Consider the following 26,287-nt stretch of genomic DNA (forward strand, 5'->3'; position numbering starts at 1 on the left):
AGCTCCACGAAGGGAGCACTGTTCCGGTGAACGCCGATCCGACCGACCAGGCCGGCCCCACCGACCGGGCCGACCTCTCCGCACCAGCCGGGACCGATCTCTCGTACGTCGTCCCTCTCGACCACCCCGCCGCCGGCATCGCCGAGGTCGGCGGCAAGGGCGCGTCCCTGGCCCGCCTCGCCCGCGCGGGCCTGCCGGTGCCGCCCGGCTTCCAGGTGACGACGGCCGCGTATCGCGCCTTCGTCGGCCGGGACGGCCGACAGGACCAGATTCTCGCCGCCGTGTCCGGGCTGCGTGCCGACCAGCCGGAGCGATGTGAGGAGGCGGCGCAGAAGATCGGCCGGCTGTTCGCCGAGGGCGTCGTACCGGCCGAGGTCGCCGAGCCGATCGAGCAGGCGTACGCGAGTCTCGACGACGGCGAACTCCCGGTCGCGGTCCGTTCGTCGGCCACCGCGGAGGACCTGCCGGGGATGTCGTTCGCCGGGCAACAGGACACCTACCTGAACATCCGTGGCCGCGATACCGTACTCGACGCGATACGCCGCTGCTGGGCCTCGCTGTGGACCGCCCGCGCGATCGCGTACCGGATCCGGCACGGCATCCCCGCCGAGCCCGTCGCCCTCGCCGTCGTGGTGCAGGAACTCGTCCCCGCCGAGTCCGCCGGCGTGATCTTCACCGTCGACCCGATGACCGGCGACCGGGCGTACATCCACGTCAATGCCACCTGGGGGCTGGGCGAGCCGCTCGTCGGCGGCCAGGTCACCCCCGACTCGCTGCTGGTCGAGCGGGAGACCTTCGCCGTGGCGCGCCGCGACACCGGCGACAAGTCCGTACGCACCGTACGCACCGAGCAGGGCACGCGCGAGGAACCCGTACCGCCGAGCCTCCGGAACGCGCCGGTACTGGACGACCGGCAGGCCGGCGAGCTTGCCCGGCTCGGCGTCGGCGTCGAGGAACTCTTCGGCTGCCCGATGGACGTCGAGTGGGCCCGGTACGACGGACGGTTCTTCCTCGTCCAGGCCCGTCCGGTCACCGGGCTGCCCACGGGGCTGTCAGCCGAACGATCCACAGATCGGCCCACCGACCGGCCGACCACCGCAGGCGAGCAGTGGAACGACAGCCTGCGCGGCGACTACCTGTGGACGTCGGGCAATCTCGGCGAGGCGATCCCGGACGTGATGACGCCCTGCACCTGGTCGCTCATCCGCATCTTCATGGCCGACACGATGGCGCTGTCGGCCGTCGGGGAGCACCCGCTGTCCGGAAACATCGGCGGCAGGTTCTACCTCAACCTCAGCGTCGCCGCGGCCTCCGCCCAGGCGTTCGGCATGTCGAGGCTGTTCTACGCCAGTGTCCCGGAGGTCTTCGGCCGGATCCCGGACGGCGTCACGATCCCGATGCTGCCGCTCTCGCGCTGGCGGCTGGTCCGGAGCGTGCTCGGCGAGGTCGTGCCGTTCTACCGCCGGCTGCGTGCCTACCAGAAGAACTTCCAGGCCATGGTCGCCGACGCACCCGCCCGCTTCGAACGGGTCACCGCCGCGATCAGAGCCGCGGACACCGCGGCGGCGCTGGCGAAGGTGTGGGACGCCGAGGGCGAGCCGTATCTTCGTGACACCAGCCGGATGCTGGCCGCGGGGTCCCGGATGGACGGCAACGCGCTGGCGACGATCGCCGCCCGCGTCCGCGAGGTGGCCGGCGAGGGCGACGCGAACGCCCTGCTCACCGGGCTGCACACCGCGGGCGGCGAGCTTGCCAGCCTCGGCCCGCTGGTCGGGTTGGCACAGGTACGCCGCGGGCAGCTCGACCGGGACACCTACCTCCGGCAGTGGGGCCACCGCGGGCCGCACGAGTTCGAGGTGTCGGCGCCACGCCCGGCCGAGGACCCCGGCTGGCTCGACCGGGAGCTCGCGGCGATGGCCGGCGCCCCGGAGGACGCGACCGACCTGCTCGCCCGGCAGCAACGGGCCCGCGAGGCGGCCTGGGAACGACTGCGCTCCCGGCTCCGGCCGCGCGAACTCGCCGCTCTGCGGCGCCGCGTCGACCGCGCGGCGCACGCCGCCCGGGCACGCGAGGCCGCCCGGTCGGAGGTGATCCGGGCGTTCTGGGCGATGCGGATCTTCGTCCAGCGCGCCGGCGAGCTGACCGGCCGCGGCGACGACCTGTTCTTCTGCGACATCCGGGAGATCTGCCGGCTCCTCGACGGCGACGACCCTCCACTGGCGGCGGTGCCGGCGCGCCGGGCGGCGTACGACCGCTATCGCGCGCTGCCGGCGTATCCCACGCTGATCCGCGGCGCCTTCGACCCGGAGCGCTGGGCAGCCGACCCGGACCGCCGGGTCGACCTGTACGACGCGACGGCCGAGCACGCTCCGGTGGCCGAGACGGTGACCGGGTTCGCCGGGGCGGCCGGAGTCGTGGAAGGCGTCGCCCGCGTCATCGCCGGCCCCGAGAACGGCGCGGAGCTACGGCCCGGCGAGATTCTCGTCACGTCCGTCACCAACGTCGGCTGGACCCCGCTGTTCCCGCGTGCCGCCGCGGTGGTCACCGACATCGGGGCGCCGCTGTCGCACGCCGCGATCGTCGCCCGCGAACTCGGCATCCCGGCCGTGGTCGGCACCGGCAACGCCACCGTCCGGCTGCGCAGCGGCGACCGGATCCGGGTGGACGGCGAGCACGGGACCGTCGAGGTACTGCAGGCCGCGCCGAGGTAGCGGCGGCCCGCGGGCGGGTCAGAGCTCGACGGTGTCCAGGAGAATGCCGAGCTCCTGCTGGCTGAGCGGCCGGACCTGTCCGGGGGCGAGGTCGCCGAGCTTCACCGGGCCGAGGGACGTCCGCGCGAGCCGGCGGACCGGGTGCCCGACCTCGGCGAGCATCCGCCGGACGATGTGCTTGCGGCCCTCGTGGATGACGATCTCCACCATGGCCTTGCCGCCCGACTGATGCACGACACGGAACGCGTCCGCCCGCGCCGGGCCGTCCTCGAGTTCGACGCCCTCCCGCAGCGCCCGGCCGACCCGGGCGGGCACCGGCCCGGGAACCTCGGCTACGTAGGTCTTCTGCACGCCGTACGACGGGTGGGCCAGCCGGTGGGCGAACTCCCCGTCGTTGACCAGCAGGATCAGCCCCTCGGTGTCGGTGTCCAGCCGGCCGACGTGGAACAGCCGTTCCGGCCGGTCGCGAACGAGGTCCCCGAGGCACCGGCGGCCCTGCGGGTCGCTCATCGTGCTGACCACGCCGCGCGGCTTGTTCAGGACGAGGTAGACCTTGGTCTCGTCCACCGCGATCCGCCTGCCGTCCACGCGTACGGAGTCGCGGGTCGGGTCGACCCGGGTGCCGAGGGTCGTCACCACCTGGCCGTTCACCTCGACCCGGCCGTCGACGATGAGTTCCTCGGCGGCCCGCCGGCTGCCGACCCCGGCCTGGGCGAGCACCTTCTGCAGCCGAACGCCTTCGGACTCACCCATCGGCGTCCGTCCTCCGCTCCGTACTCACGTCATCCTGGTGGGCCGCGGTGGCCCCGGGCCCCCCGTCGGTCTCGGGCTCCGCGTCGGCGTCGCCTTCCTCCGCCGGCTCGTCCCCCACCGGCGGATCCGTCTCGGGCCGTACGGCCGGCTCGACCTCATCCTCCGTGCCGCCCAACGGCATCTGCGCGGGAACCGACGGCGCGACCTCGGCGGGCGTGCTCACCTGCTCGGCTTCCATCTCGTCGATGTCCGGGAGGTACGGCGCGAGGTCCGGCAACTCCTCCAGCGACCGGATGCCGAGGCGTTCGAGGAAGTACGAGGTCGTGCGGTAGAGCGTCGCGTTGCTCTCCCCCTCCGCGCCGGCCTCCTCGACCAGCCCCCGCGTCACCAGCGTGCGCATCACGCCGTCGCAGTTGACGCCGCGGATCGCCGACACGCGCGCTCGGCTCACCGGCTGCTTGTACGCGACGACCGCCAGGGTCTCCAGCGCGGCCTGGGTGAGCTTGGCCTGCTGCCCGTCCAGCACGAACCGCTGCACGACGTCGGCGTACTCCTCCCGGGTGTAGAGCCGCCAGCCACCCGCGACCTCGCGCAGGTCGAACCCGCGTTCCTGCTGGGTGTACTCGGCCGACAGGGCGCGCAGGGCCTCGTCGATGTCGGGGCGCGGCCGCCCGAGAACCTGCGCCAGGGTGACCGGTGACAGCGGCTCGTCGACGATCAACAGGATCGCCTCGATCGGTCCGTGCAGGTCACCGGGTACGACCACGTCGAGGGTCTCCTCGGCCTGCTCGCCGGCTTCCTCGGCGGACGGGACCGGCTCGTCCGTTCCCGTCGGCTGGGTCGGCTCGGCCTGCTCGGTCGGCTCCTCGCCCTCGACCTCGGCCTGCTCGGTCGGCTCCTCGCTCTCGACCTCGGCCTGGTCGGTCGGCTCGGTCGGTTCGTACTCCTCGACGGACGGCGCCGGGCGCTCGACCTCGGGCGCGTCGTCGGCACCGCTCATGTGCTGTCTCCTGTCGAATCCGGCTCAGCCTGTTCGTCGCCTGGCTCCTGCCCGCCGCCGTCCTGCTCGCCGCCGCCGTCCTGCTCGTCGAACTCGTCGCTGACCGTGACCGCACCCTCGTCGCTTCCGGCCCAGCGCACGGTCAGCTCGGCCAGGGCCTCGGCCTGCTCGAAGGTCACCGCGCCCTCACGGAAGAGTTCCAGCAGGGCGAGGAACCGCGCGATCGTCGTCACGACGTTGGGCGAGTCGGCCACCAGCGCCCGGAACGTCGTCGAGCGTATCCGCCGCAGGCGTTCGACCAGGATGGCGCCCTGCTCCCGCACGCTGACCCGGGGCGCGTGGATGTGCGTCAGCGACACCACCGGCTCCGGACGCGGGCGCATCGCCCGGGCGGCGAGCCGGGCGAAGTCGTCGACTCCCAGGCCGATCAGCACCTCGGGCAGCAGCTTGGCGAAGCGGTCCTCCAGCCCGACGGCACGCGGGAACCGGCGCGCCTCCCGCGTCATGCGCTCCGCCAGCAGCCCGCCCACCTGCTTGTACGCGCGGTACTGCAGCAGCCGGGCGAACAGCAGGTCCCGGGCTTCCAGCAGCGCGAGGTCCTCCTCGTCCTCGACCTCTCCCTGCGGCAGCAGCCGGGCCGCCTTGAGGTCGAGCAGCGTGGACGCGACGAGCAGGAACTCCGTGGTCTGGTCGAGGTCCCACTCCGGGCCCTTCGCCCGGATGTAGGCGATGAACTCGTCGGTCACCACCGACAGCGCGACCTCGGTGACGTCCAGCTTGTGCTTGGAGATCAGCCCGAGCAGCAGGTCGAACGGGCCCTCGAAGTTTTCCAGCCGGACGGTGAACGTGTTCCTCCGGCCGATCGCCGGCGCCGGCTCCTCCTCGGCCCGCGCGGGTTCGTCTCCGGGCACGCTCACGTGGTCGGTCACGTAGGTCTGTGCGGTGGTGGTCAGCCGGGACAGCCGGATCAGCCGAGCCGGCCGACCAGCTCGCGGGCGAGCTGACGGTAGGCCTCGGCGGCGACGCTGTTCGGCGCATACGTGGTGATCGGCTCGCCCAGCTTGTTGGTCTCGGGGAAGCGGACCGTGCGGGAGATCACGGTGTGGAACACCGTCTCACCGAACCGTCCGACGACCTCCTCCAGGATCTCCCGGGCGTGCAGCGTCCGCATGTCGAACATCGTGGCGAGGATGCCCTCGATCCTCAGCCGCGGGTTGATGCGTTCCTGGACGGTCTTGATCGTCTTGTCGACGAGGAAGCCGAGCCCGCGCAGGGCGAAGTACTCACACTCCAGCGGGATGATCACGCCGTCGGCGGCGGTCAGTGCGTTGACGGTGAGCAGGCCGAGTGACGGCTGGCAGTCGATCAGGATCAGGTCGTACTCCGGACGCAGTGCCTCCAACTGGCGGGCCAGCGTGGTCTCGCGGGCGACCTCGCTGACGAGCTGGATCTCCGCACCGGACAGCGAGATGTCCGACGGCAGCAGGTCCATGCCGTCGACCGCGGTCTTGACCCGGATGTCCTCGGCGGTCACGTCGCGGTCGATGACCATGTCGTACGTCGTGGCTTCCAGCGCCAGCGGGTCGATGCCGAGCCCGATCGTCAGCGAGGCCTGCGGGTCGAAGTCGACCAGCAGCACCCGGCGGCCGAGCTCGGCCAGCGACGCACCGAGGTTGATCGCGGTGGTCGTCTTGCCGACGCCACCCTTCTGGTTGACGATCGCGATGATGCGGGCCGGTCCGTGGCTCTCCAGCGGCGGCGGATCGGGGAACTGCGGGCGCGGCCTGGGCGAGGACGACCTGGCCTCGTCGCCGGCCGGTGCGGGTGCGACCGGCGTGAGGTCGGGTTCGTCGGTCTCGGCCGGCTCCGCGGGGTCGACGACGGGCTCGGTGGGTACGGCGGGTACGACGGGCTCAGCAGGCCCGGGGGGTTCGACCGGCACGGACGGCGCCGTCGGCTCGACCGGCGGCGGCACCACCGAGGGGTCCGAGGGAGTGGAGGGGTCGATCACCGGAGCGACGCCAGGCGCGGGCTCGGGGTCGATCGTGGGGCTGGTCGCCGCCGGCGGTGTGGTCTCCCACTCCTGCCGGAACGGCTGGTCCTGCGCAGGCCGCTCCGACTGCCGCGCAGGCTCGTACGACTGCTGGGCAGATTCGGTTCCGGCACCGTTCGTCGAGTCGTTCACGGCTCGCGTAACCTCCTGCCACGTCGGGCCCACATTCTCGGGCAGCGACTCTGCGGTTGGGAACTCTAGTCTCACCTGCCGGTGAACCCGGCGGGGAGGCCAGGGGCACCGACCCGCCGCCGGTCCTCGAGCGATCCCGGCGGCACATGCGCCGTACTGCACAAGACCGTAGTGCCAACCCTGCCTTTTCACGCCCGCGCACGGGGGTGTGTCGCGGCATACACCTCACGCAGCTTGTCGACGGTGACGAGTGTGTAGACCTGCGTGGTCGTCACCGACGCGTGCCCGAGGAGTTCCTGCACCACCCGGACGTCCGCGCCGCCGTCGAGCAGATGGGTCGCGAAGGAGTGCCGGAGCGTGTGCGGCGACACCTCCGCGGGCACGTTCGCGCGTTCGGCGGCGTGCCGCAGGACCGTCCACGCACTCTGCCGGGACAGCCTGCCGCCGCGGGCGTTGAGGAACAGCGCGGGAGTGCCCTTGCCGCCGGCGGCGAGCGCCGGCCGGGCCCGCACCTGGTAGGCGGTGACGGCCCGGGCGGCGTACGAACCGACCGGCACGATCCGCTCCTTCCCGCCCTTGCCTCGCAGCAGCACCGCACCGGCGTCCAGGTCGAGGTCGTCGACGTCCAGCCCGACCGCCTCGGAGATGCGCGCGCCGGTGCCGTAGAGCAGTTCGAGCAGCGCGCGGTCGCGCAGCGCCAGCGGGGTGTCGCCGGCGCCGGACGCCTCCAGGATGCGTTCGACGTCCGCGACCGGCAGCGCCTTCGGCAGCCGGCGCGGCGGCACCGGCGGCCGCACCTCCCGGGCCGGGTCGTCCCCCGTCAGCCCCTCCCGGTGCGCGAACTTGTGGAACCCCCGTACGGCGACGACGGTCCGCGCCGCCGAACTCGCGCCGAGCGGCGGGTGGTCTGGGTCGCCCTCCCGCAACCGGACGAGGAAGGCGCTGACGTCGGCGGGCCCGATCCGGTCGGCCCGGTCCAGCCCCCTCGCGGCCAGGAACTCCGCGTACCGGCGCAGGTCCCGGCGGTAGGACGCCAGCGTGTTGGCCGCCAGCCCGCGTTCGACGCTGAGGTGGTTGAGGTAGCCGGTGACCGCCCGCTCCACCCCCGTGGCGCTCACCTCAGGCCACCACCGCGGCGAAGTCGGTGTGCGGAAGGCCGTGCGCCTCCGCGACGGCGGCGTTGACCAGCTGCCCCTCGTGGGCGTTCAGCCCCAGGCCGAGGGCGAGATCGGCCCGGCTGGCCTCCTGCCATCCCCGGTCGGCGAGTTCGAGGACGTAGGGCAGCGTGACGTTGGTCAGGGCGTACGTCGAGGTGTGCGGCACCGCCCCGGGCATGTTCGCCACGCAGTAGAACACCGACTCGTGCACGCGGTAGGTGGGCTCGTCGTGCGTGGTGGGCCGGGAGTCCTCGAAGCAGCCGCCCTGGTCGATGGAGATGTCCACCAGCACGCTGCCCGACTTCATCCGCGACACCTGTTCGGTGCTGACCAGCGTCGGCGCCTTGGCACCCGGGACCAGGACGGCGCCGATGACCAGGTCGGCGTCCAGGATCGCCCGCTCCACCTCGTAGGCGTTGGACGCCACGGTCTGCAGGTGGCCGCGGTAGACCCGGTCGGCCTGGCGGAGGCGTTCGATGTTCTTGTCCAGCAGCAGGACCTCGGCCTGCATGCCGAGCGCGATGGCGGCGGCGTTCAGCCCGGCCACCCCGGCGCCGATCACCACGACCTTGGCGGCGTACACGCCCGAGACACCGCCCATCAGAATGCCGCGCCCGCCGCCCTGGCTCATCAGGTGGTACGCCCCGACCTGCGGTGCCAGGCGACCGGCCACCTCGCTCATCGGCGCCAGCAGCGGGAGCGAGCCGTCGGGCAACTGCACCGTCTCGTACGCGATCGCGGTGACCCCGGACTCCAGCAGCGCGGTGGTGAGCTGCCGGGAAGCCGCGAGGTGGAGGTAGGTGAACAGCACCTGGCCCTTGCGGAGCCGGGCGTACTCCGAGGCGATCGGCTCCTTCACCTTGAGTACGAGATCGCTCTCGGCCCACACGTCGTCGGCACTGTCGATGATCTCGGCGCCCGCCCGCTCGAACTCCTGGTCCGGGATCGACGACCCCTCCCCCGCACCGCGTTCGACCACCACCCGGTGACCGTGGCGGACCAGCTCGTGCGCACCCGCCGGGGTCAGCGCGACACGGTACTCGTGGGTCTTGACTTCCTTGGGGACACCGATCTTCACGGTCGCTCGTTGCCTTCCGCTGGCTCACGCGGCCCGGCTCCGTTGCCGTACCGCCCGTACACCGCCGACCGGACTGGGAGCACTGTCGCGGCGGGGCGAGTGTAAACCTGGCGGGGTGGGCACAGCGTCGCGTCCACAGGCGTGGCGCCTGGTGTTCCCCGATCCCGCGGGGACCGGCCCCGATCTCGCAGGGACCGGCCGGCCGTGGCGACGGCAGGGCGACGGACCGCCGTGGGCAGGATGGGGCAATGGACATCGCCACCGCCCAGGATCTGTTCGACGCCGAGCCCGGCTGGCTGAACACCGCCAGTTTCGGCCTCCCTCCCCGCCCGGCCTGGGACGCCCTTCAGTCGGCGCTGGAGGGGTGGCGGCGCGGCACGACAGGCTCCGAGCCGTGGCACGACGCCACCCAGCGTGCCCGGGAGGGGTTCGCCCGGCTGGTGGGCGCCCCGGCCGCGGACGTCGCGATCGGCAGTACGACGTCCGGCCTGCTGGCGCCGGTCGCCGCCGCCCTCCCCGCGGGGTCGCGGGTGGTCGTTCCGGACGTGGAGTTCACGTCGAACCTGTTTCCCTGGATGGTGCACGCCGACCGCGGCGTGGAGGTGGTGACGGTGCCGGTCGAGGAGCTCGTCCAGTCCGTCGACCGGCGGACCACGGTGGTCGCGTTCAGCGCGGTCCAGTCGGCTACCGGGCAGGTGGCCGAGTTCGACCGGCTGGTCGAGGTGGCCCACGACGCCGGTGCGCTGGTGGTCGTCGACGCCAGTCAGGCGGCCGGCTGGCTGCCCCGCGCGTGGACCCGCGCCGACGTGGTGGTGGCCTCGGCGTACAAGTGGCTGATGGCGCCGCGCGGTGCGGCGTTCGGCTACCTCGCGCCGTCGGTCCGCGAGCGGCTGCGCCCGATCCAGGCCGGCTGGTTCGCCGGACAGGACGTGGCGTCGTCGTTCTACGGCCCGCCGCTGCGGCTGGCGCGGGACGCGCGCAGGTTCGACGTCTCACCCGCGTGGTTCAGTTACGTGGGCGCCGCGCCCGCCCTGGATCTCCTGCTCGACCTGGGCGTCGGCCGCGTGCACGACCACGACGTCAGGCTGGCGAACAGGTTCCGCGAGGGACTCGGCCTGCCCGCGGGCGACTCGGCGATCGTGTCGGCCGAACTCCCCGGCGGGGACGAGCGGCTCACGGCTGCCGGGATTCGAGCCGGCTTGCGGAACGGCCGGGTGCGCGTATCGTTCCACCTCTACTCCACCGAGGACGACGTTGATCGGGCGGTCGAGGCGCTTCGGCCCGTCAGCGCTGGCAGATCGTCGCGGTGAAGCTACCGACGCCGGGCGACATCACGAGCCGCAATGTCCAGCCGAGCGTGAGGCAGTTCATACCGCGACACGCCGAAGCCAGCCATGCAGCAACATCACATGTGAGATACGGTCTCGCCCCATGACCGAGGACTACCTACGCCGCATCGGCACGCTGATCCGGGACGCGCGCCAGCACCGCGGCTGGACGCAGGCCCAGCTCGCCGAGACGTTGGGCACCAGCCAGAGCGCCATCAACCGGATCGAGCGCGGCCACCAGAACCTCAGCCTGGAGATGCTGGCCCGCATCGGCGACGCGCTCGACAGCGAGATCGTGTCGCTCGGCAGGTCCGGACCCATGCACCTGCGGGTGGTCGGTGGCCGTCAGCTCTCCGGCAGCATCGACGTGAAGACCAGCAAGAACGCCTGCGTGGCGCTGCTGTGCGCGTCCCTGCTCAACCACGGCCGGACGACGCTGCGCCAGGTGGCCCGGATCGAGGAGGTCAACCGCATCCTCGAGGTCCTGCACAGCATCGGCGTCCGCACCCGCTGGCTGAACGAGAACAACGACCTGGAGATCGTCCCGCCCGCCACCCTCGACCTGGACGGCATGGACGTCGCGGCCGCCCGGCGTACCCGAAGCGTGCTGATGTTCCTCGGGCCGCTCATGCACCGCGAGGACCGCTTCCAACTGCCGTACGCCGGTGGTTGCGACCTCGGCACCCGCACCGTCGAGCCGCACATGGTGGCGTTGCGCAAGTTCGGCCTGGAGGTGAAGGCGACCTCCGGGTTCTACCACGCCGAGGTCGACCGCACCGTCTCCCCCGGCGCCATCGTGCTGACCGAGCGCGGCGACACCGTGACCGAGAACGCCCTGCTCGCCGCGGCCCGCCACGACGGCGTCACCGTCATCCGCAACGCCAGCCCCAACTACATGGTCCAGGACCTCTGCTTCTTCCTGGCCGAGCTCGGTGTCCGCATCGAGGGCGTCGGCACCACCACCCTCACCGTGCACGGGGTGCCGACAATCGACCGTGACGTCGACTACGCGCCCTCGGAGGACCCGATCGAGGCGATGAGCCTGATCACCGCGGCGATCGTCACCGCCTCCGAGCTCACCGTCCGGCGGGTACCCATCGAGTTCATGGAGATCGAGCTGGCCCACCTGGAGGAGATGGGCCTGCACTTCACCCGCAGCGAGGAGTACGCCTCCCACAACGGCCGGACGCGGCTGGTCGACGTGACCGTCTTCCCGTCCACGCTGCGGGCGCCGATCGACAAGATCCACCCGATGCCGTTCCCCGGCCTGAACATCGACAACGTGCCGTTCTTCGCGGTGATCGCCGCAACGGCCAACGGCACCACGCTGATCCACGACTGGGTGTACGAGAACCGCGCGATCCACCTCACCGAGCTGAACAAGCTCGGCGGCCGGGTCCGGCTGGCCGACCCGCACCGGATCTACGTCGACGGGCCGACCCACTGGTCGGGCACGGAGGTCATCTGCCCGCCGGCGCTGCGCCCCGCGGTGTGCATTCTGCTGGCGATGCTCGCCGCCAAGGGCACGTCGGTGCTGCGCAACATCTACGTCATCAACCGCGGGTACGAGGACCTCGCCGAACGCCTCAACCAACTCGGCGCGCAGATCGAGTCGTTCCGCGACATCTAGGTCGGTCGTCAGGCGGGGCCGGCCGCGTCGTCCGTGGCCGGCCCGCCGCGCCACTCGTGCTCGAGGATGCTGAACGTCTCGGAGTCCCGCCACCCGTCGCGCAGCACCATGGTGTGCCGGAGCCTGCCCTCGTACGTCATGCCGAGCCGGCGCAGGACCGCGGCGGAACCCGCGTTGCGCGGGTCGCAGGTGGCGGCGATCCGGTGCAGACCGCGTTCGGCGAACCCGATCCGCAGCAGGCCCGCGCCGATACCCGTACCCACACCGCGTCGCCACGCCCTGGGGTGGACGACGTAGGAGATCGTGCCCTGCCGGTGCAGGGCCGGCTCGCCGAGGCGGAGCTCGCCCATACCGAACACCTCGCCGTCGACCACCGCGGCGTACGGCTCGCGCAGCCGGGGACGCGCGGACCACGCGTCCACCGCCGCCCTGACGAACTCCTCCGCGTCGGACTCGGAGTTGGGTCCCCACGGCTGGTACCGGCAGACCTCGGGCAGGCTGGACCAGGAGTGGACGGCGGGCCAGTCGGTCAGCTCCAGGGGGCGCAGAGCCACATCGGGACGCGAGGACACCCGGGGAACCCTACGTGTGCGCGTCCGAGGCAGAGGGTCAGGAGGCGGTCCAGCCGCCGTCGAGGGTGAGCGCGGCGCCGGTCAGGGACGTGGTGGCGGGTCCGCACACGAATGCCACCAGTTCGGCCACCTCGTCGGGTTCGACCAGGCGCTTGAGCGGCGTGCGGGCGAGGAGCACCTCCTCCAGCACCTGCTCCTCCTCCACGCCGTGCGCCTGCGCCTGGGCGGCGAGCTGCTTCTCCACCAGCGGCGTCCGGACGTACCCCGGGCAGATCGTGTTGGACGTGACTCCGCGCCCGGCGGCCTCCAGTGCGAGTACCTTCGACAGGCCTTCCAGGCCGTGCTTGGCCGCGACGTAGGCCGACTTGTACGCCGACGCCCGCTGGCCGTGCGCGGAGGAGACGTGCACCAGCCGTCCCCACCCCCGCGCGTACATGCCCGGGAGGACGAGCCGCGCCAGCCGGAACGGCGCCTCGAGCATCACCCGCTGGATCAGCGCGAACTTCTCCACCGGGAACTCCTCCACCGGCGCGACGTGCTGCAGGCCAGCGTTGTTGACCAGGATGTCGGCATCACCGAGCGCGTCCAGCCGCTCGAGGACCTCCAGTCCGGCCGGATCGCCGAGGTCGACCGTGTGCGCCTGCCCGCCCACCTCGGCAGCCACCGCGGCGGCACCGTCGGCGTCGAGGTCCAGCACGACCACGTGGGCGCCGGCGCGGGCGAGCCGGTGGACGCAGGCCCGGCCGATGCCGCTGGCGCCGCCGGTGACCACGGCCGTCCGGCCGGACAGGTCGATGCCGCCGTCTGCAGCAGGCGCCGTCCTTGCTGTGCCGGCTGGTGTCGAGGCGGGAGTGGTGTCGGTCATGCCGACCTACCGTACGTCCGTACGCCGGCGGGGTCCCGGCCGGTGGGCGGGGCCCGGCATGCGCGTTTGGGGTGTCGCGCCGGCCGACGGCTGGACGTCGTACCGTCAGTGGCCGGAAGGAGGTACCTCGTGGGATCCGAACCGACGACCGACGACGGATTGGCCCTCCCCGCCGACGCCGATCCCCACACCGAGAAGCTGTTCCGTGCCTTCGTCCGCGAAGGACGGATCACCGCGATGCCCGCAAAGGCGGGCCGGCGCCGGCTGCTGCTGGACCACGTGGCTCAGCTGTTCGAGCCCGGCGTCCGTTACCCCGAACACGTCGTCAACGAGACCTTGCTTCGGGTGTACGACGACCAGGCGGCGCTGCGGAGGTACCTCGTCGACGAGGGTCTGCTCGCCCGTGACAACCACGCCGTCTACTGGCGGTGCGGCGGCACCGTCCGCCCCTGAGCACGCCCTCCATGCCTCGTGGCCGCCCTGACTGCCCGGACGGAACCCGCAGCGACGGCCTGGTCCGGCGTGTCGGCGGCGATGAGTCTCGGCGGCCGGGGCAGTCTTCCTCCCGGCGTGACCGGTCCTAGGACGGCGGCTCACCCGAAGCACCCACCGAAACCAGGGGAAGGCGAACGGACCGATGAGTGACCTGAACGAGCTGCTGAGCATGCATGTCGGCAACGGCACGGTCCCGGGTGCCGTTGCCGTCGTGGCCCGAGGCGACGACCTGGAGCTGGCAGTTGCCGGCTCGGTGGACATCGAGGGCACCGCACCGATGGCGAGGGACACGATCTTCCGCATCGCCTCGCTCACCAAACAGCTCACGGCAGCCGGCGTGATGCTGCTGCTCGAGGACGGCCGGATCGGCCTGGACGACCCGATCGGCAAGTGGCTGCCCGAGCTCGCCGAGCCGAAGGTGGTGCGTACTCCGAGCAGTCCGGCCGACGACGTGGTGCCGGCCGTGCGGCCGATCACCGTCGAGCACCTGCTCAGCTCCCGGGCCGGCTGGGGATTCCCGTCCGACTTCACACTCCCGGCGGTCGGCCTGATCTTCGACGTCCAGAAGAGCGGGCTCGATCCGCAGGCCGTCGATCCTCCGGACGCCTGGCTGGCCGCGCTGTCCCGCGTCCCGCTGGTCTACCAGCCGGGCGAGGGATGGCTGTACAACATCTGCTCCGACCTCCAGGGCGTGTTGATCAGCCGGGTCACCGGTCAGCCGCTGCCGGACTTCCTCGCCGAGCGACTGTTCGAGCCGCTCGGCATGGCCGACACCGGGTTCGAGGTGCCGGCCGGCAAGCTGGGATGCTTCACCAGCCTGTACCGCACCGCTCCCGACGGCGGCGGGCTGGTGGTGGCGGACGCCCCCGACGGGCAGTGGAGCAGCCGGCCGGCCTTCCCGTCCGGAGCCGGCGGTCTGGTCAGCACCGCCGACGACTGGCTCCGCTTCGCACGGATGCTGCTCGCCGGAGGCATTCACGAGGGCCGCCGGGTCCTGTCCACCGAATCCGTACGGCAGATGACGACCGACCACCTTACCCAGGCGCAGCGCGACATCGGCGAGCTGTTCCTGGACGGGCAGGGCTGGGGGTACGGCGCCTCGGTCGACCTCGCGCCCACCAGGCCGTGGAACGAACCCGGGCGCTACGGCTGGACGGGCGGCAGCGGAACGGCCGGGTACGTCTCCCCCGCGAGCGGCACCATCTCGCTGCTGCTCACCCAGGTGGCGATGGACAGCCCCGTGCCGCCGCCGGTGATGCGGGACTTCTGGACCTACGTCGGCCGGGGCGGTTCGTAGGGCACCGCCTCGCGCGCCGGCCACGGCGCGTCGGCGGGGCGGAGTGCGTCGAATCCGGCGCCGTTGTGGGCTGCCCACGCCGCGAGCGCACCCATCACCAGTGACGGGTTGTGCAGGTCGCCGGCCAGCACCCCGGCCACGACGTCGGCCAGGGGCGTCCAGGAGACAGTCATGTCCGCCTCCTCGTCCACGCCGTTGTGCCGCTCGTCGTGCGGCACCTCGGACAGGCCGCGGGCGAGGTAGATCCGCAACGACTCGGTGGTCATTCCCGGTGAGGTGAACGCGTCCACCAGCACCCGCCAGTCGCGGGCGCGAACGTGCCCCTCTTCGTACAGCTCCCGCTGGGCCGCGGTGAGGTAGTTCTCCCCCTCGACGTCCAGCAAGCCCGCGGGAGGTTCGACGAGGCGGTGACCCACCGGATGGCGGTACTGGTGCACCAGCAGCATCCGGTCGTGGTCGTCCAGTGCGATGATGCCGACCGCACCGGAGTGCACCACGACGTCGCGGGTGAACTCCCGGCCCCCGCCTTCGACGACGTCCTCGCGGATGTCGATCACCCGGCCGGTGCGCAGTGCGTACGACGAGGAGACGACCGGCCACCGCTCGGGTACGTCACGCGGCGCAGCCCCGTCGCCCTCCTGGTGACCGAAGCGGCCGTCCACCGTGGCGCCGCTCACCGGCGTACTCCGGCACGCAGCCAGCCGTCCCGCTGCCGCAACGGCACCGCCTCAGCGGCACCGTCCACGTCGTCCACGTCGTCCACGTCGGGAGCGTCGTCACGGTCGGAGTCACCGGACTCGCGCCGGGTCCGCGGGGCGCCGTCGCCGTCCTCGGCGTGGACCAGCCCGAGGTCACCGACCGGAAGCTGCATCTCCCGCTGGCGGGCCAGCGCCGCCTCCACCAGTCCGGCGAACAACGGGTGCGGACGGGTCGGGCGGGACCGCAGCTCGGGGTGGGCCTGGGTGGCGACGAAGTACGGGTGCAGGTCGCGGCGCAGTTCGACGAACTCCACCAGCCGGCCGTCCGGCGACGTACCGGAAATGACCAGCCCGGCCTCCTCGAGCTGCGTGCGGTAGGCGTTGTTGACCTCGTAGCGGTGCCGGTGACGCTCCTCGACGTACGGCTCGGCGTAGGCGCGCCGCACCAGCGAGTCCTCGGCGAGCTTCGCGGGATACAGTCCGAGCCGCATCGTTCCGCCGAGGTCACCGGACCCGGCCACGATCTCGCGCTGCTCCTCCATCGTGGCCACCACCGGGTGGGCGCAGGTGGCCTCGAACTCACTGGAGTTGGCGTCGTCCAGCCCGGCGAGGTTGCGGGCCACGTCGACGACCATGCACTGCAGACCGAGGCACAGGCCGAGGACGGGCAGCTGGTGTTCGCGGGCGTACGCCGCCGCACCGACCTTGCCCTCGACGCCCCGCACCCCGAACCCGCCGGGAATGCACACCGCGTCCACGTCGGCGAGATGGCGGGCAGCGCCCTCTCGTGTCGTGCACTCGTCGGAGGCCACCCAGCGGATGTTGACCCGGGTGTCGTGCTGGAAACCGCCGGCGCGCAACGCCTCGGTCACCGAGAGGTAGGCGTCGGGCAGGTCGATGTACTTGCCGACCAGGGCTACCGTCACCTCGTCGGCCGGATGGTGGACCCGCCGCAGCAACTCGTCCCACTCGGTCCAGTCGACGTCGCGGAACGGGAGGTTCAGCCGGCGTACGACGTAGGCGTCCAGAGCCTCGCCGTGCAGGACCTTGGGGATGTCGTAGATGCTCGGTGCGTCCGGGCAGGCCACCACGGCCTCCTCGTCCACGTCGCACATCAACGAGATCTTGCGCTTGACGCCGGTCGGGATCGGGCGGTCGGAGCGGCACACGATCGCGTCCGGCTGGATGCCGATGCTGCGCAGCTGGGCGACGGAGTGCTGGGTGGGCTTGGTCTTCTGCTCCCCGGACGGCGCGAGGTAGGGCACCAGGGACACGTGCAGGAAGAACACGTTGTCGCGACCCACGTCGTGGCGTACCTGCCGGGCGGCCTCGAGGAAAGGCAGCGACTCGATGTCGCCGACCGTGCCGCCGATCTCGGTGATCACGACGTCGATGCCGGGTGCGGCCATCGCCCGGATACGGGCCTTGATCTCGTTGGTGATGTGCGGGATGACCTGCACGGTGTCGCCGAGGTAGTCGCCGCGCCGCTCCTTGGCGATCACGCTGGAGTAGATCTGGCCGGTGGTGACGTTGGCACTGCGGCCGAGGTCGACGTCCAGGAATCTCTCGTAGTGGCCGATGTCGAGGTCGGTCTCGGCCCCGTCGCCGGTCACGAACACCTCACCGTGCTGGAAAGGGTTCATGGTGCCGGGATCGACGTTGAGATAGGGGTCGAGCTTCTGCATGGTGACCCGCAACCCGCGCGCCTTCAGCAGATTGCCGAGGCTCGAGGCGGTGAGGCCCTTACCAAGAGAGGAGGCGACGCCCCCTGTGACGAACACGTGCCTAGTCGGCGAAGAGGCGGCCAAAGCTACTCCCCGTGGTCGGTCGGGGCCGGAAACCCGGGCGGAATCCAGCATGTCCACGGGCTTTCAGCCTATCAACAGCCGATCGGCCCGCCACACACCACGCCGGTCCGCGGGACCGGGCGGATGGTCGGACGTTACACCCCCGCGGCGCCACCTGGACATGGCCGGGGACCGGGCCTGGCACCCGCCGCGAGAGAGCCTGCGGCGAAGCCGGCGAGAGGCTCGGCGGACGTCGCGAAGGCGGCGGCGTAATGACCGATCCGCCTTCGATGCGTGGATCATCCAGATGTGATCACCTCCTGGTAGATCTTGGCGATCTCCCGGGCGGTCTCGTCCTCGTCCGGCCAGGTAGCAGCCTGTCTCGGGCCGGCTGCACGCAGTCGCGCCGCAACCTCCGCACGGTCGAGCACCTCGGTGAGCGCGGTGGCCACCGCACCGGGATCATCCGGGGGGACCAGCACGGCCGCCGAGCCCACCAGGTCGGGGATGCCACCCACCGCGGTGGCGACGAGGGGTACGCCAGACCGCAGGGCCTCCTGCGCCACCAGGGCCCGGGCCTCCCACTGGCTGGTGAGTACGGCGACGTCGGCCGCGGCGAGGAGTTCGGCGACGTCGGTCCGGTGCCCGGCCAGCCGCACCGGCAGCCGCTCCCGCTCGATGCGTTCGGCCAGCTCCGCGTGGAGAGGACCCTCACCGGCGACCAGCACCAGCGGCGGGAGCGCGTCGCGGTCGCGCAGGCGGACCACGGCGTCGAGCAGGACGTCGTACCGCTTCTGCGGGGCGAGCCTGCCCACAGCGAGCACCAGCGGCCGGGACGCGAGGCCGAGCGACCGGCGTACCTCCTCCCGGCTGCGGGTGGCCGGTGCGAGCGCCGGCGCGGACACCGCGAGGAGCCGGGCGTCACGGGCGCCGAGGCGGGCGGCCTCCTCGGCCAGATCGGCCGAGGCGGCGAGCACGACGGTTGCCCGGCTGACGGCCCATCTGCGGGCCAGCTGCATGGGCAGCCGCCGCCAGCTGGTGTCCGAGACGGTGTTGTGCCAGCTCACCACCAGCGGCGTCGAGCGTTCACGGGCCAGCGACGCGACCACCGACGCGGCGTGTCCGTGCGCGTGGACCACGTCGGCACCGGCGAGGACGGCTCGGCCATGCCGGACCGCACCGGGCGCCGGGACCTCCAGGGGCACGAACTGCGCCACCCGGCCGAACCCGAACCTGCGGTCGGTCGCGGCCGGGCCCGCGATCCGAACGGTGTGACCGGACTCGACCAGCCGCACGGCGAGGGAACGCACATGCCGGCCGATGCCGCCCGTGCTCGGCCCGAGCAGGAGAGCGATGCGCGGCGCCCTCGGGGGATTCGGGGCGCTCACCGTCGGCCGGCCGTGGTGCCGTCGGTGGTCTCCTCGCCGCCCGGGCCGGGATTCGTGTCAGCGGTCGTGTCGGCGGTGGTGTCCCCAAGCCGGCCGCCGGGTGCATCGGCGTCCCTGGCGCCGGTACGCCTGCGCGCGAACCGGCTGAGCCGCCGGGACACCGACAGCAGGTCGTCGCGGTCGGTCAACGCCATGAGCAGAGCCACGAGCACGGCGAAAGCCACCGTCACCGCCAGCCCGGCCAGTGCCGCCCCTGTCACCGCACGCACGATGTCACCGTCCGCGGACCCCCGTCCCGTCCACCGCCCGACCGCCGCCGAAGCCGTCGCGGCGACGCTACCCGCGAGCACCGACAACCCGAGTCCGCGCAGCGCTCCCGGTCCGGTCGCGCGGCGTACTCCGACGAGCAGGACGACGGCGCCCAGGAGCAGGCCGAGGGACATCGCCGTGCCGAGTCCGCTCGCGGTGGCCGCCGCCGGGAGTTCGGCGGTGGCGAAGACCGCCGCGGCGGCGACCGCCAGCCACCCGGCCGCCGTCCCCCACGCCGCCCAGGCCGGATTTCCGCGGGCATAAAGGAGCCGGCCGCCCAGCGTCACCAGCCCGAGCGCGGGCACCGCCGGAGCGAACGCGGTGAGGGCACCGGCCAGTGCCGACGTCGCGCCGCCGCCGGGTCCGAGGACGAACAACCTGGCCAGTGGTGTCGACGTACCGGCGAGCAGGGCACCGCCGAGCGCACCGAGCAGCACGACCGTCCGGACGGCACCCGCGGTGAGCCGCCTCAGCTCAGCCGCGTCGGCCTCGTCCACTGAGCCCGCCGGCACCGGCGAGTCGGGAGGACGTGGCGCAGCGGGTCGATCTGCCGAGGCGAGCGCCGCCGCGTGCGGGAAGACCGTGGTGGCGACCGGCACCACGAGCACCGCGTACGGCAGGGTGAACAGCGCGTACGCCCAGGTGTAGAGGGTCAGCGTCCCCGGCTCGCCACGGTGGTTGGCCAGCCAGGTGAGCACCAGCGCCACGAGTTGCTGGGCGATCAGGGCGAGCATCCCGGCCGCGGCCAGCCGGCGCGCCCGGGACGCGACGCCCGGCGGGAACCGCAGCGCCGGCCGCATCGGTGACGCGGACCCCTTCGCCCGTGCGAACGCCACGAGCACGGTGAGCGCCATCGCCACCACCCCGAGGGAGGTGCCGCCGGCGAGCACGGCCACCGCGCGGTCGGGGACCGACCGCGCGTCGAGGATGCCGCCCGCGACGGCCGCGAACCCTGCGTACGCGGCGATCACCACCAGGCTGCTGGCCAACGGGGCGAGCGCGGCGGCCAGGAACCTGCGCTGCGCCTGCAGGGCACCGGAGACCACCACCGCCACGCCGTAGAACCACATCTGCGGGGCGAAGATCACCAGCATCCGCGCGGCGAGCTCTGCGGTGGGTGCGCCGCAGCCGGAGTCGCCGGCCAGCATGAGGTGGGCGTACGGGCCGGCCAAGGCCGCCGCCAGGACCGTCACCGGAGTGAGGACGAGCAGCGTCCACGTCAGCAGTGCCGACAGTGTCCTGGCGGCCTCTCCGGCGGCCGAACGGGAGGTGACGCCCGCCAGCAGCGGAACGACCACCGAGGCCAGTGCCCCGCCGGCGACGATCTCGAAGGCGACGTTCGGCAGCTGGTTCGCCGTGTTGTACGCGTCGCCCAGGCAGGTGTCGCCGACGGTCTTGGAGAAGACGAGCCACCTGCCGAACCCCACCGCCCGGGCCGCGACGGTGACCGCTGCCACCAGCACGGCCGCGCGGGCCAGGCCGCTCCCCCATCCGCGCGGGTGAGCCGTCGTCGGCTCCCGCGCCGCGGTCATCGGCGTGGCGGGCGCCGGCCGAGCTCGTCCAGTCGGCGCAGCGGCGCGTGTCGCTCGATCACGGCGGTGAACGATACCCGTTCGGAGGCGAGGATCAGTCCCACCAGCCCGGCGAGAACCACCAACCGGGCGGGCCGGGGCAGCCGCGCGACCATGGCGACTCCGAGGCCCGCGCCCAGCGCGTTCGCACCGCAGTCGCCGAGCATGCCGTTCTCGCCGAGGTCCTCGACGAGCAGACCGGCCGCCACCCCGACCGGTGCGGCGAGCGCGGGACCGGCCGAGGTCAGGAGCAACGGGGCCTGGGCGAGCACCACCTTCAGCGCGCGTCCAGGGCGAAGGTCCAGGAGGTTCACGAGGTTGGCGGCCGCGGCGACGAGGGCGCCGTCGGCAAGGATCGTCGCGACACCCGGCCGGGATCGCCCGGGTCCTCCGGGTCCGCGTCCTCCGGGTTGCCCGGGGCGCTCGCTGCGCGCGAGCAGCGCCGCGGCGAGGAGTCCGGTTGCTCCGATGCCGGCGACCTTCACCGCGCCGCTGGTCACCTCACCGCGCCGCATGGCGCCCACGTGACCGCGCAGTCCCTTCGCGTCCGCCGTACCGGCCAGGTCGTCGTACGCCCCGACAACGCCGCTGCCGACGACCGCGGTCACGGCGGCCAGCCGCTCCGCCGGCGTGAGACCGGGCATCGCCATGGTTGCCGCGAAGGTGCCCGCGACCGCGGCTGGACCGAGCAGCAGGCTGACCTGTTCACCGCGGTGGTTGGTACGACTCCAGCGGCCGGCGCCGGTGTGCGCCCGGACGCGCCGGAACACCTGGCGGGCGGCGAGCGCGGCACCGGCGGCGACGACGAGCCGCCCGGTCGGCTCGGGAGTGGGAGCCGGTGTCCTGAGGATGCGCCACGGAGCGCGCAGTGTCCACCGGCCGGCGCGAGGTGGTTCGGCGGGTGAGCAGGTCATGAGCCGGCGGTGGGCTGCTTGGGCAGCGCTCCGTCGGTCGCGCCCACCGCGCCGTACTGGCCGACGCCGCCGGTGGCCTGCTCGGCCAGCGCCCACACCGTCGCCACCTGGCCGCTGGCGAGATCTGCGACGTCGACCGACGAGACCGCGTCGCGTGCCTGCTTGTCCGCGCGCAGGCTGGCAAGCACGCCCCCGTCGCCGGCGGCGGACGGATCGCCGACCATCACTGCGCCGCGGCTGGCCGAGTCCAGTGAACGGGCGAGCGACACCCAGGCCTGGTTGGCGTCGGAGTCCGGGGTGGGCTTCGGCTTGGCAGGCACCGGCGGGGCGACCACCACGGCGAGGTCCGCCTGCGGGAGGTCACTGTCGCCGTTGACGAGGTCGCCCTCCCCGAACGCGCCCATGATCGTCGGGGTGGCGTTGTCCTTCCGGCCCGCAGCCTTGGCGTCGCGGGTGACCAGAGCCCGGGCCAGCACCACACCGGCCCGGTCGTACGCCGAACCGTTGTCCGGCATCCGTACGTCACCGGTGACCAGCCTCGTGGCGAGTTCCTCCAGGAACTGCCGCTGGCTCGGGTCGGACCACTTGTCGGTCATCGACACGGTGCCGGTGACCGTGGCGCCTGCGCTGGTCAGGCTCTGCTCGACGTCCTTGACCACGCCGCTGTCGGCGTTCGGCAGGGCGACCACCACGACCTTCTGGCCGCTGAGCCGCCCCTTGACCAGGCTGGGTGCGATGTCGGCGGCGAACGAGTCGCGGTACTTGTCGCCCTGCTGGAGATCGGCGATCTGCTTGCGGAGACCGTCCTTCTCCTTGCTCACCGCGGAGATGGTGCCCCGCAGCTGCTGGTCGAGCTCGCCCTTCAGCGGTCCGGCACCCAACGCAACCCCGACCGCGAGTGCGAGGAAGATCGCGGCGATGGAGACGAGGAAGTAGCGGAAGTCGATCACGTGACCAATCCTCGGATCCAGAAGACCAGGTCGTTCCACCGGATGCCGACGACCTCCAGCCAGGCCTGCCCGGCGGGCGTGGCCGCGAGCGCGACCAGGAACGCGAGCAGGCCTGCGACCAACAGCATCACGATCTGCCAGGTCTGGATCCGGGAACGGTAGAGCCGGCTGACTCCCTTGGCGTCGACCAGCTTGCCTCCCACCCGCAGCCGGGTCAGGAACATGCTGGCCGCACCGGATCGGCCCTTGTCCAGGAACTCCACCAGCGAAAGATGCGTGCCCACGGCGACGATGAGCGCGGCACCCTTGGAGTCGGCGAGGAGCATCGCGATGTCCTCACTGGTGCCGGTGGCGGCGAAGACCCGCGACTCCAGGCCGAGGCGGTCGAGCCGGTCCGCACCCGGCGCGCGACCGTCGCGGTAGGCGTGCACGATGAGTTCGGCGCCACAGCGCAGCGCGGTGTCGGACACCGAGTCCATGTCACCGACGATGATGTCCGGCTTGAGCCGCGCCTCCAGCAGCGCGTCGGCGCCGCCGTCGACGCCGATGAGGACCGGGCGGTACTCCCGGATGTAGGACTTGAGCGCCACGAGGTCCTCGCGGTAGTCGTACCCGCGGACCACGATGAGGACATGCCGGCCCTCCATCTGGGTGCTGACGTCGGGTACGCCCACACCGTCCAGGAGCAGGTCCCGGTCGCGCCGGAGGTACTCCATCGTGTTGGCGGCGAAGGCCTCCAACTGGATGGCGAGTCCCGACCGGGCGTCGTCGGTGGCCTTGGCGATGGTCTCCTCGGTTTGTTCCACGCCGAAGGCGACCTCGGCGTGACCGCGGTACAGGCTCGCACCGTGCACGCGTACCGCGTCTCCCTCGCCGACCTTGGCGAAGACCTCGGCGCCCACGTCGTCGAGCAGCGGGATTCCCGCCGCCATCAGGATGCCCGGGCCGAGGTTTGGGTAGCGCCCGCTGATGGACGGGGCGGCGTTGACGACGGCAGCGACCTGCGCGGCGACCAGTGCCTCCGCGCTGACCCGGTCGAGGTCGACGTGGTTGATGATGGCGATGTCACCGGGACGAAGCCGCTTGGTGAGGTTCTTCGTCCGCGGGTCGAGTCGCGCCACGCCGACGACTCCTGGCAGAGCCACCGGTCGCGAACGGCGCAAGGTTGGAAGTCTCATCGCAGTCCAGATACTGCCACGCGAGCACCGTCAGTGGGCGCACGTTGTCATGTGGGCGTGGCGCAGTGCGGTCACCCGTGGCCAGGTACTCTTCTCGCCCGTCAACGCGGGATTGGCGGCCTGCGTGCCGATGGCCCTTGCTCATCCATCTCAGGCCACTGAAGACGGTGCCGGCTCATGAAGTGCGTGTCAGGCCGAACCGTCCCGAGGCCTGCCCGCCTTCGTGGCCTTCCTCGTTCTGCTGCGCTCGGTGTCCTCGCCAACCTTCGCGCCCTGCGTGTTCTCGCGTACAGCCTTGGCGGCGCTGCTGGACTCCTTGGTGCTGCTGGACTCCTTGGTGCTCCTGGACTCCTTGGTGTCACCGCCGACAACCGCGGCGTCCTTGGTGTCGTCCCGCACAGCCTTCGCGCTCTCTGCCGGCGCAGCGCTGCGTGACACGATCGACGAGGCCCGGTCTCCCGTGGCCGCCGAGGTGGTCTTCCTGCCCGTCGTAGCCGCGACCGCCTTCGTCTTCCCACCGCCCCGGGACCTTGCCGCGTCCCTGCGTGCCTCGGCCGCGGTGGCGAGGAGTTCCTCCGCATGTGCCCGTGCGCTGGCGGAACCGTCCAGACCGGCGAGCATCCGGGCGAGCTCGGCCACCCGGCCCTCGTCGTTCAGCCAGGTGAGTCCGCTGCGGGTCACCGAGCCGTCGTCGCTCTTCCGCACGACGTAGTGCCGATCGGCGAAGGCGGCCACCTGCGGAAGGTGGGTGACCACCACGACCTGCGCGTTGGCGGCCAGCTTGGCCAGTCGGCGGCCGATCTCCACCGCGGCCCGGCCGCCCACACCCGCGTCCACCTCGTCGAACACGAACGTGGGTACGCCGTCCACACCGGCGAAGACCACCTCGACCGCAAGCATCACCCGGGACAGCTCCCCACCGGACGCACCGCGCTGAACCGCCCGGGCGGGGGCACCCGGGTGTGGCCGCAACCGCAACTCGACCTCGTCGACGCCGTGGGCGCCGTACGCCAACCACCGGCCGCCGACCAGCAAGGCACGTTGGTCGTCGGGGTCTCCCCCGGTGCCGTGACCCGCTGCTGCGACGGCGACCGGATCTGCCCGGGGGGCCGGGTGGGCCGGCTCGGCGCGCCTGCCGCGGTTGGACCTCCGCTCCCCCGCCGAGGTCCGCTCCGACGGCTCGGAGGTGCGCACCTCGGTCTGTGCCACGTCGGCGGTGAGTACGGCGTGCGGCATCGCGAGCGCCCCGAGCTCGGTGGTGACGGCCTTGCCGAGGCGTTCGGCGGCCGCCGTGCGAGCCGAGCTCACCTCGTGGGCAAGCGTGCCGAGCTCGGACATCAGCTCCTGGCGTTCGGCCCTGAGGGCGCCGATCCTGTCGTCGGATCCGTCCAGCTCCGCCAACCGGATCGCTGAACGGCGTGCCCAGGCCAGAACGTCGTCGATCGTGTCGCCGTACTTGCGGGTGAGTGCACCGAGAACTGCGCGCCGGTCGCCGATGGCCTGCAGCCGTGCGGGATCGGTGTCGACTCCGGCCGCATAGGAGGCCAGGTCGGAACCGGCGTCGGCGAGCAGCGCGGCCGCCTCCGCCAGCCGGTCGGCCACCCCCGCGAGCTCCGGGTCGTGCATCCCTGCCGCGTCGAGCGCCTTGCGTGCGCTGGCCACCTGGGACAGCGCGTCGACCGGCGCACCGGCGAGGTCCTCGTCGCCGGTGAGCGCTGTCTGCGCCAGGCTGGCGGCGGCTCGCAGCGAGTCCGCGTGCGCGAGCCTGTCCTCCTCCACCGACAGTGCCTTGTCCTCACCCGGCTGCGGGTCTGCCGCCTCGATCTCGGAAAGCCCGAACCGCAGCAGGTCGGCTTCCTGGGCGCGGTCACGGGCTCGTGCCACCAGACTGGACAGCTCGGCATCGACCTCGGCGAGCCGCGAGTAGCGGATCCGGTAGGCGGCGAGCGGCTCCTGGACCGCTGGTCCGGCGTAGCGGTCGAGGATCTCGCGCTGCCGTGAGGGGCGAAGCAGCCGCATCTGGTCGGACTGGCCGTGCAGGGCGACCAGTTCGTCGGCCAGCTCCGCGAGGACCCCCGCGGGGACCCCCGCACCGCCGGCGTATGCGCGGGACCGACCGTCACGCCCGATGGTCCGCATCACGATCAGGGTGTCGTCCTCGAGCTGTGCACCGGCCTCGACCGCACGCCGCGCCGCGGCCGAAGCAGGATCGAGCCGAACCCTGCCCTCCACGACCGCGCGTTCGGTCTGGCGTCGGACCAGCCCCGCGTCGGCGCGTCCTCCGAGCAGCAGAGACAGACCCGTCACCACCATGGTCTTGCCGGCGCCGGTTTCGCCGGTGACGACGGTCAGGCCCGCGTCGAGATCGAGCACGGCGTCGTCGATGACGCCGAGCCCCTGGATCCGGATCTCCTCCAGCAT

At 72.4% G+C, this 26,287-nt stretch carries 21 protein-coding genes; 5 read left to right on the forward strand and 16 right to left on the reverse strand.

Going from position 1 to position 26,287, the window contains the following annotated elements:
* The first annotated feature begins 26 nt into the window (after positions 1-26).
* Entirely contained in the window at positions 27-2,711 is a 2,685-nt protein-coding gene (locus tag BLU27_RS30935; protein ID WP_092655395.1) for a PEP/pyruvate-binding domain-containing protein, read from the forward strand.
* An 18-nt stretch (positions 2,712-2,729) separates the two neighbouring features.
* On the opposite strand, the gene BLU27_RS21125 is transcribed toward BLU27_RS30935, so the two are convergent.
* The 6 genes from BLU27_RS21125 to ald all read right to left on the reverse strand — a co-directional run bounded on the left by BLU27_RS21125 (position 2,730) and on the right by ald (position 8,884).
* The gene (locus BLU27_RS21125) at positions 2,730-3,464 is read right to left on the reverse strand and encodes a pseudouridine synthase (RefSeq protein WP_092655396.1); all 735 of its coding nucleotides are present in this window, start codon (positions 3,462-3,464) and stop codon (positions 2,730-2,732) included.
* Positions 3,457-4,464, reverse strand: a complete 1,008-nt coding sequence (gene scpB, locus BLU27_RS21130; RefSeq protein ID WP_092655398.1) for an SMC-Scp complex subunit ScpB — start codon at positions 4,462-4,464, stop codon at positions 3,457-3,459. The genes BLU27_RS21125 and scpB overlap by 8 nt, the downstream gene beginning before the upstream one ends.
* Positions 4,461-5,393, reverse strand: coding sequence for a segregation and condensation protein A (locus BLU27_RS21135; protein ID WP_092655400.1), 933 nt, complete (start codon positions 5,391-5,393; stop codon positions 4,461-4,463). The genes scpB and BLU27_RS21135 overlap by 4 nt, the downstream gene beginning before the upstream one ends.
* Before the next feature lie 38 nt (positions 5,394-5,431).
* Positions 5,432-6,406 (reverse strand): ParA family protein, encoded by a 975-nt coding sequence (locus tag BLU27_RS21140; protein WP_092657964.1) that lies wholly within the window; start codon positions 6,404-6,406, stop codon positions 5,432-5,434.
* Between the two features lie 431 nt (positions 6,407-6,837).
* Positions 6,838-7,767, reverse strand: coding sequence for a site-specific tyrosine recombinase XerD (xerD, locus tag BLU27_RS21145; protein WP_092655402.1), 930 nt, complete (start codon positions 7,765-7,767; stop codon positions 6,838-6,840).
* 1 nt (position 7,768) lies between these two features.
* On the reverse strand, positions 7,769-8,884 hold the full coding sequence (gene ald, locus BLU27_RS21150) for an alanine dehydrogenase (protein ID WP_092655404.1): 1,116 nt from the start codon (positions 8,882-8,884) through the stop codon (positions 7,769-7,771).
* Between the two features lie 248 nt (positions 8,885-9,132).
* On the opposite strand from ald, the gene BLU27_RS21155 reads away from it, so the two are divergent.
* A complete protein-coding gene (locus BLU27_RS21155; RefSeq protein ID WP_092655405.1) occupies positions 9,133-10,194 on the forward strand; it encodes an aminotransferase class V-fold PLP-dependent enzyme in 1,062 nt (353 codons plus the stop codon).
* A 121-nt stretch (positions 10,195-10,315) separates the two neighbouring features.
* A complete protein-coding gene (locus BLU27_RS21160; protein WP_092655407.1) occupies positions 10,316-11,842 on the forward strand; it encodes a helix-turn-helix domain-containing protein in 1,527 nt (508 codons plus the stop codon).
* A gap of 8 nt (positions 11,843-11,850) precedes the next feature.
* Here BLU27_RS21160 and BLU27_RS21165 read toward each other — a convergent pair whose 3' ends face one another.
* Together BLU27_RS21165 and BLU27_RS21170 are read right to left on the reverse strand one after the other, a co-directional pair.
* Positions 11,851-12,414 carry a GNAT family N-acetyltransferase gene (locus BLU27_RS21165; RefSeq protein ID WP_241827542.1) on the reverse strand — a complete coding sequence of 188 codons (564 nt, stop codon included), beginning with the start codon at positions 12,412-12,414 and terminating at the stop codon, positions 11,851-11,853.
* A gap of 37 nt (positions 12,415-12,451) precedes the next feature.
* On the reverse strand, positions 12,452-13,279 hold the full coding sequence (locus tag BLU27_RS21170; RefSeq protein ID WP_092655411.1) for a 3-hydroxybutyrate dehydrogenase: 828 nt from the start codon (positions 13,277-13,279) through the stop codon (positions 12,452-12,454).
* A 129-nt stretch (positions 13,280-13,408) separates the two neighbouring features.
* Here BLU27_RS21170 and BLU27_RS21175 point away from each other — a divergent pair, with 129 nt between their 5' ends.
* Both BLU27_RS21175 and BLU27_RS21180 read left to right on the forward strand, forming a co-directional pair.
* Positions 13,409-13,732, forward strand: a complete 324-nt coding sequence (locus BLU27_RS21175; RefSeq protein ID WP_241827543.1) for a DUF2087 domain-containing protein — start codon at positions 13,409-13,411, stop codon at positions 13,730-13,732.
* Between the two features lie 184 nt (positions 13,733-13,916).
* The gene (locus BLU27_RS21180) at positions 13,917-15,071 is read left to right on the forward strand and encodes a serine hydrolase domain-containing protein (protein ID WP_092655413.1); all 1,155 of its coding nucleotides are present in this window, start codon (positions 13,917-13,919) and stop codon (positions 15,069-15,071) included.
* On the opposite strand, the gene BLU27_RS21185 is transcribed toward BLU27_RS21180, so the two are convergent.
* The 8 genes from BLU27_RS21185 to recN all read right to left on the reverse strand — a co-directional run bounded on the left by BLU27_RS21185 (position 15,047) and on the right by recN (position 26,287).
* The gene (locus BLU27_RS21185; RefSeq protein ID WP_172805121.1) at positions 15,047-15,733 is read right to left on the reverse strand and encodes an NUDIX domain-containing protein; all 687 of its coding nucleotides are present in this window, start codon (positions 15,731-15,733) and stop codon (positions 15,047-15,049) included. The two genes, BLU27_RS21180 and BLU27_RS21185, sit on opposite strands and share 25 nt — an antisense overlap.
* An 11-nt stretch (positions 15,734-15,744) precedes the next feature.
* Complete coding sequence (locus BLU27_RS21190) at positions 15,745-17,550, reverse strand: CTP synthase (protein ID WP_422386057.1); 1,806 nt, start codon at positions 17,548-17,550, stop codon at positions 15,745-15,747.
* A 305-nt stretch (positions 17,551-17,855) separates the two neighbouring features.
* Positions 17,856-18,944: a glycosyltransferase family 4 protein gene (locus tag BLU27_RS21195; RefSeq protein ID WP_092655414.1), complete on the reverse strand. Its 1,089-nt coding sequence runs from the start codon at positions 18,942-18,944 to the stop codon at positions 17,856-17,858.
* Positions 18,941-20,785, reverse strand: coding sequence for a murein biosynthesis integral membrane protein MurJ (gene murJ, locus BLU27_RS21200; RefSeq protein ID WP_092655416.1), 1,845 nt, complete (start codon positions 20,783-20,785; stop codon positions 18,941-18,943). The genes BLU27_RS21195 and murJ overlap by 4 nt, the downstream gene beginning before the upstream one ends.
* A complete protein-coding gene (locus BLU27_RS21205; protein WP_241827545.1) occupies positions 20,782-21,738 on the reverse strand; it encodes a hypothetical protein in 957 nt (318 codons plus the stop codon). The genes murJ and BLU27_RS21205 overlap by 4 nt, the downstream gene beginning before the upstream one ends.
* Positions 21,735-22,688 carry a copper transporter gene (locus BLU27_RS21210; protein WP_157728741.1) on the reverse strand — a complete coding sequence of 318 codons (954 nt, stop codon included), beginning with the start codon at positions 22,686-22,688 and terminating at the stop codon, positions 21,735-21,737. Before BLU27_RS21210 ends, BLU27_RS21205 begins: the two co-directional genes overlap by 4 nt.
* Positions 22,685-23,809: a putative cytokinetic ring protein SteA gene (steA, locus tag BLU27_RS21215; RefSeq protein WP_241827546.1), complete on the reverse strand. Its 1,125-nt coding sequence runs from the start codon at positions 23,807-23,809 to the stop codon at positions 22,685-22,687. The genes BLU27_RS21210 and steA overlap by 4 nt, the downstream gene beginning before the upstream one ends.
* A gap of 246 nt (positions 23,810-24,055) precedes the next feature.
* A complete protein-coding gene (gene recN, locus BLU27_RS21220) occupies positions 24,056-26,287 on the reverse strand; it encodes a DNA repair protein RecN (protein ID WP_092655421.1) in 2,232 nt (743 codons plus the stop codon).

This window comes from Actinopolymorpha singaporensis, from assembly GCF_900104745.1.
GTDB lineage: Bacteria > Actinomycetota > Actinomycetes > Propionibacteriales > Actinopolymorphaceae > Actinopolymorpha > Actinopolymorpha singaporensis.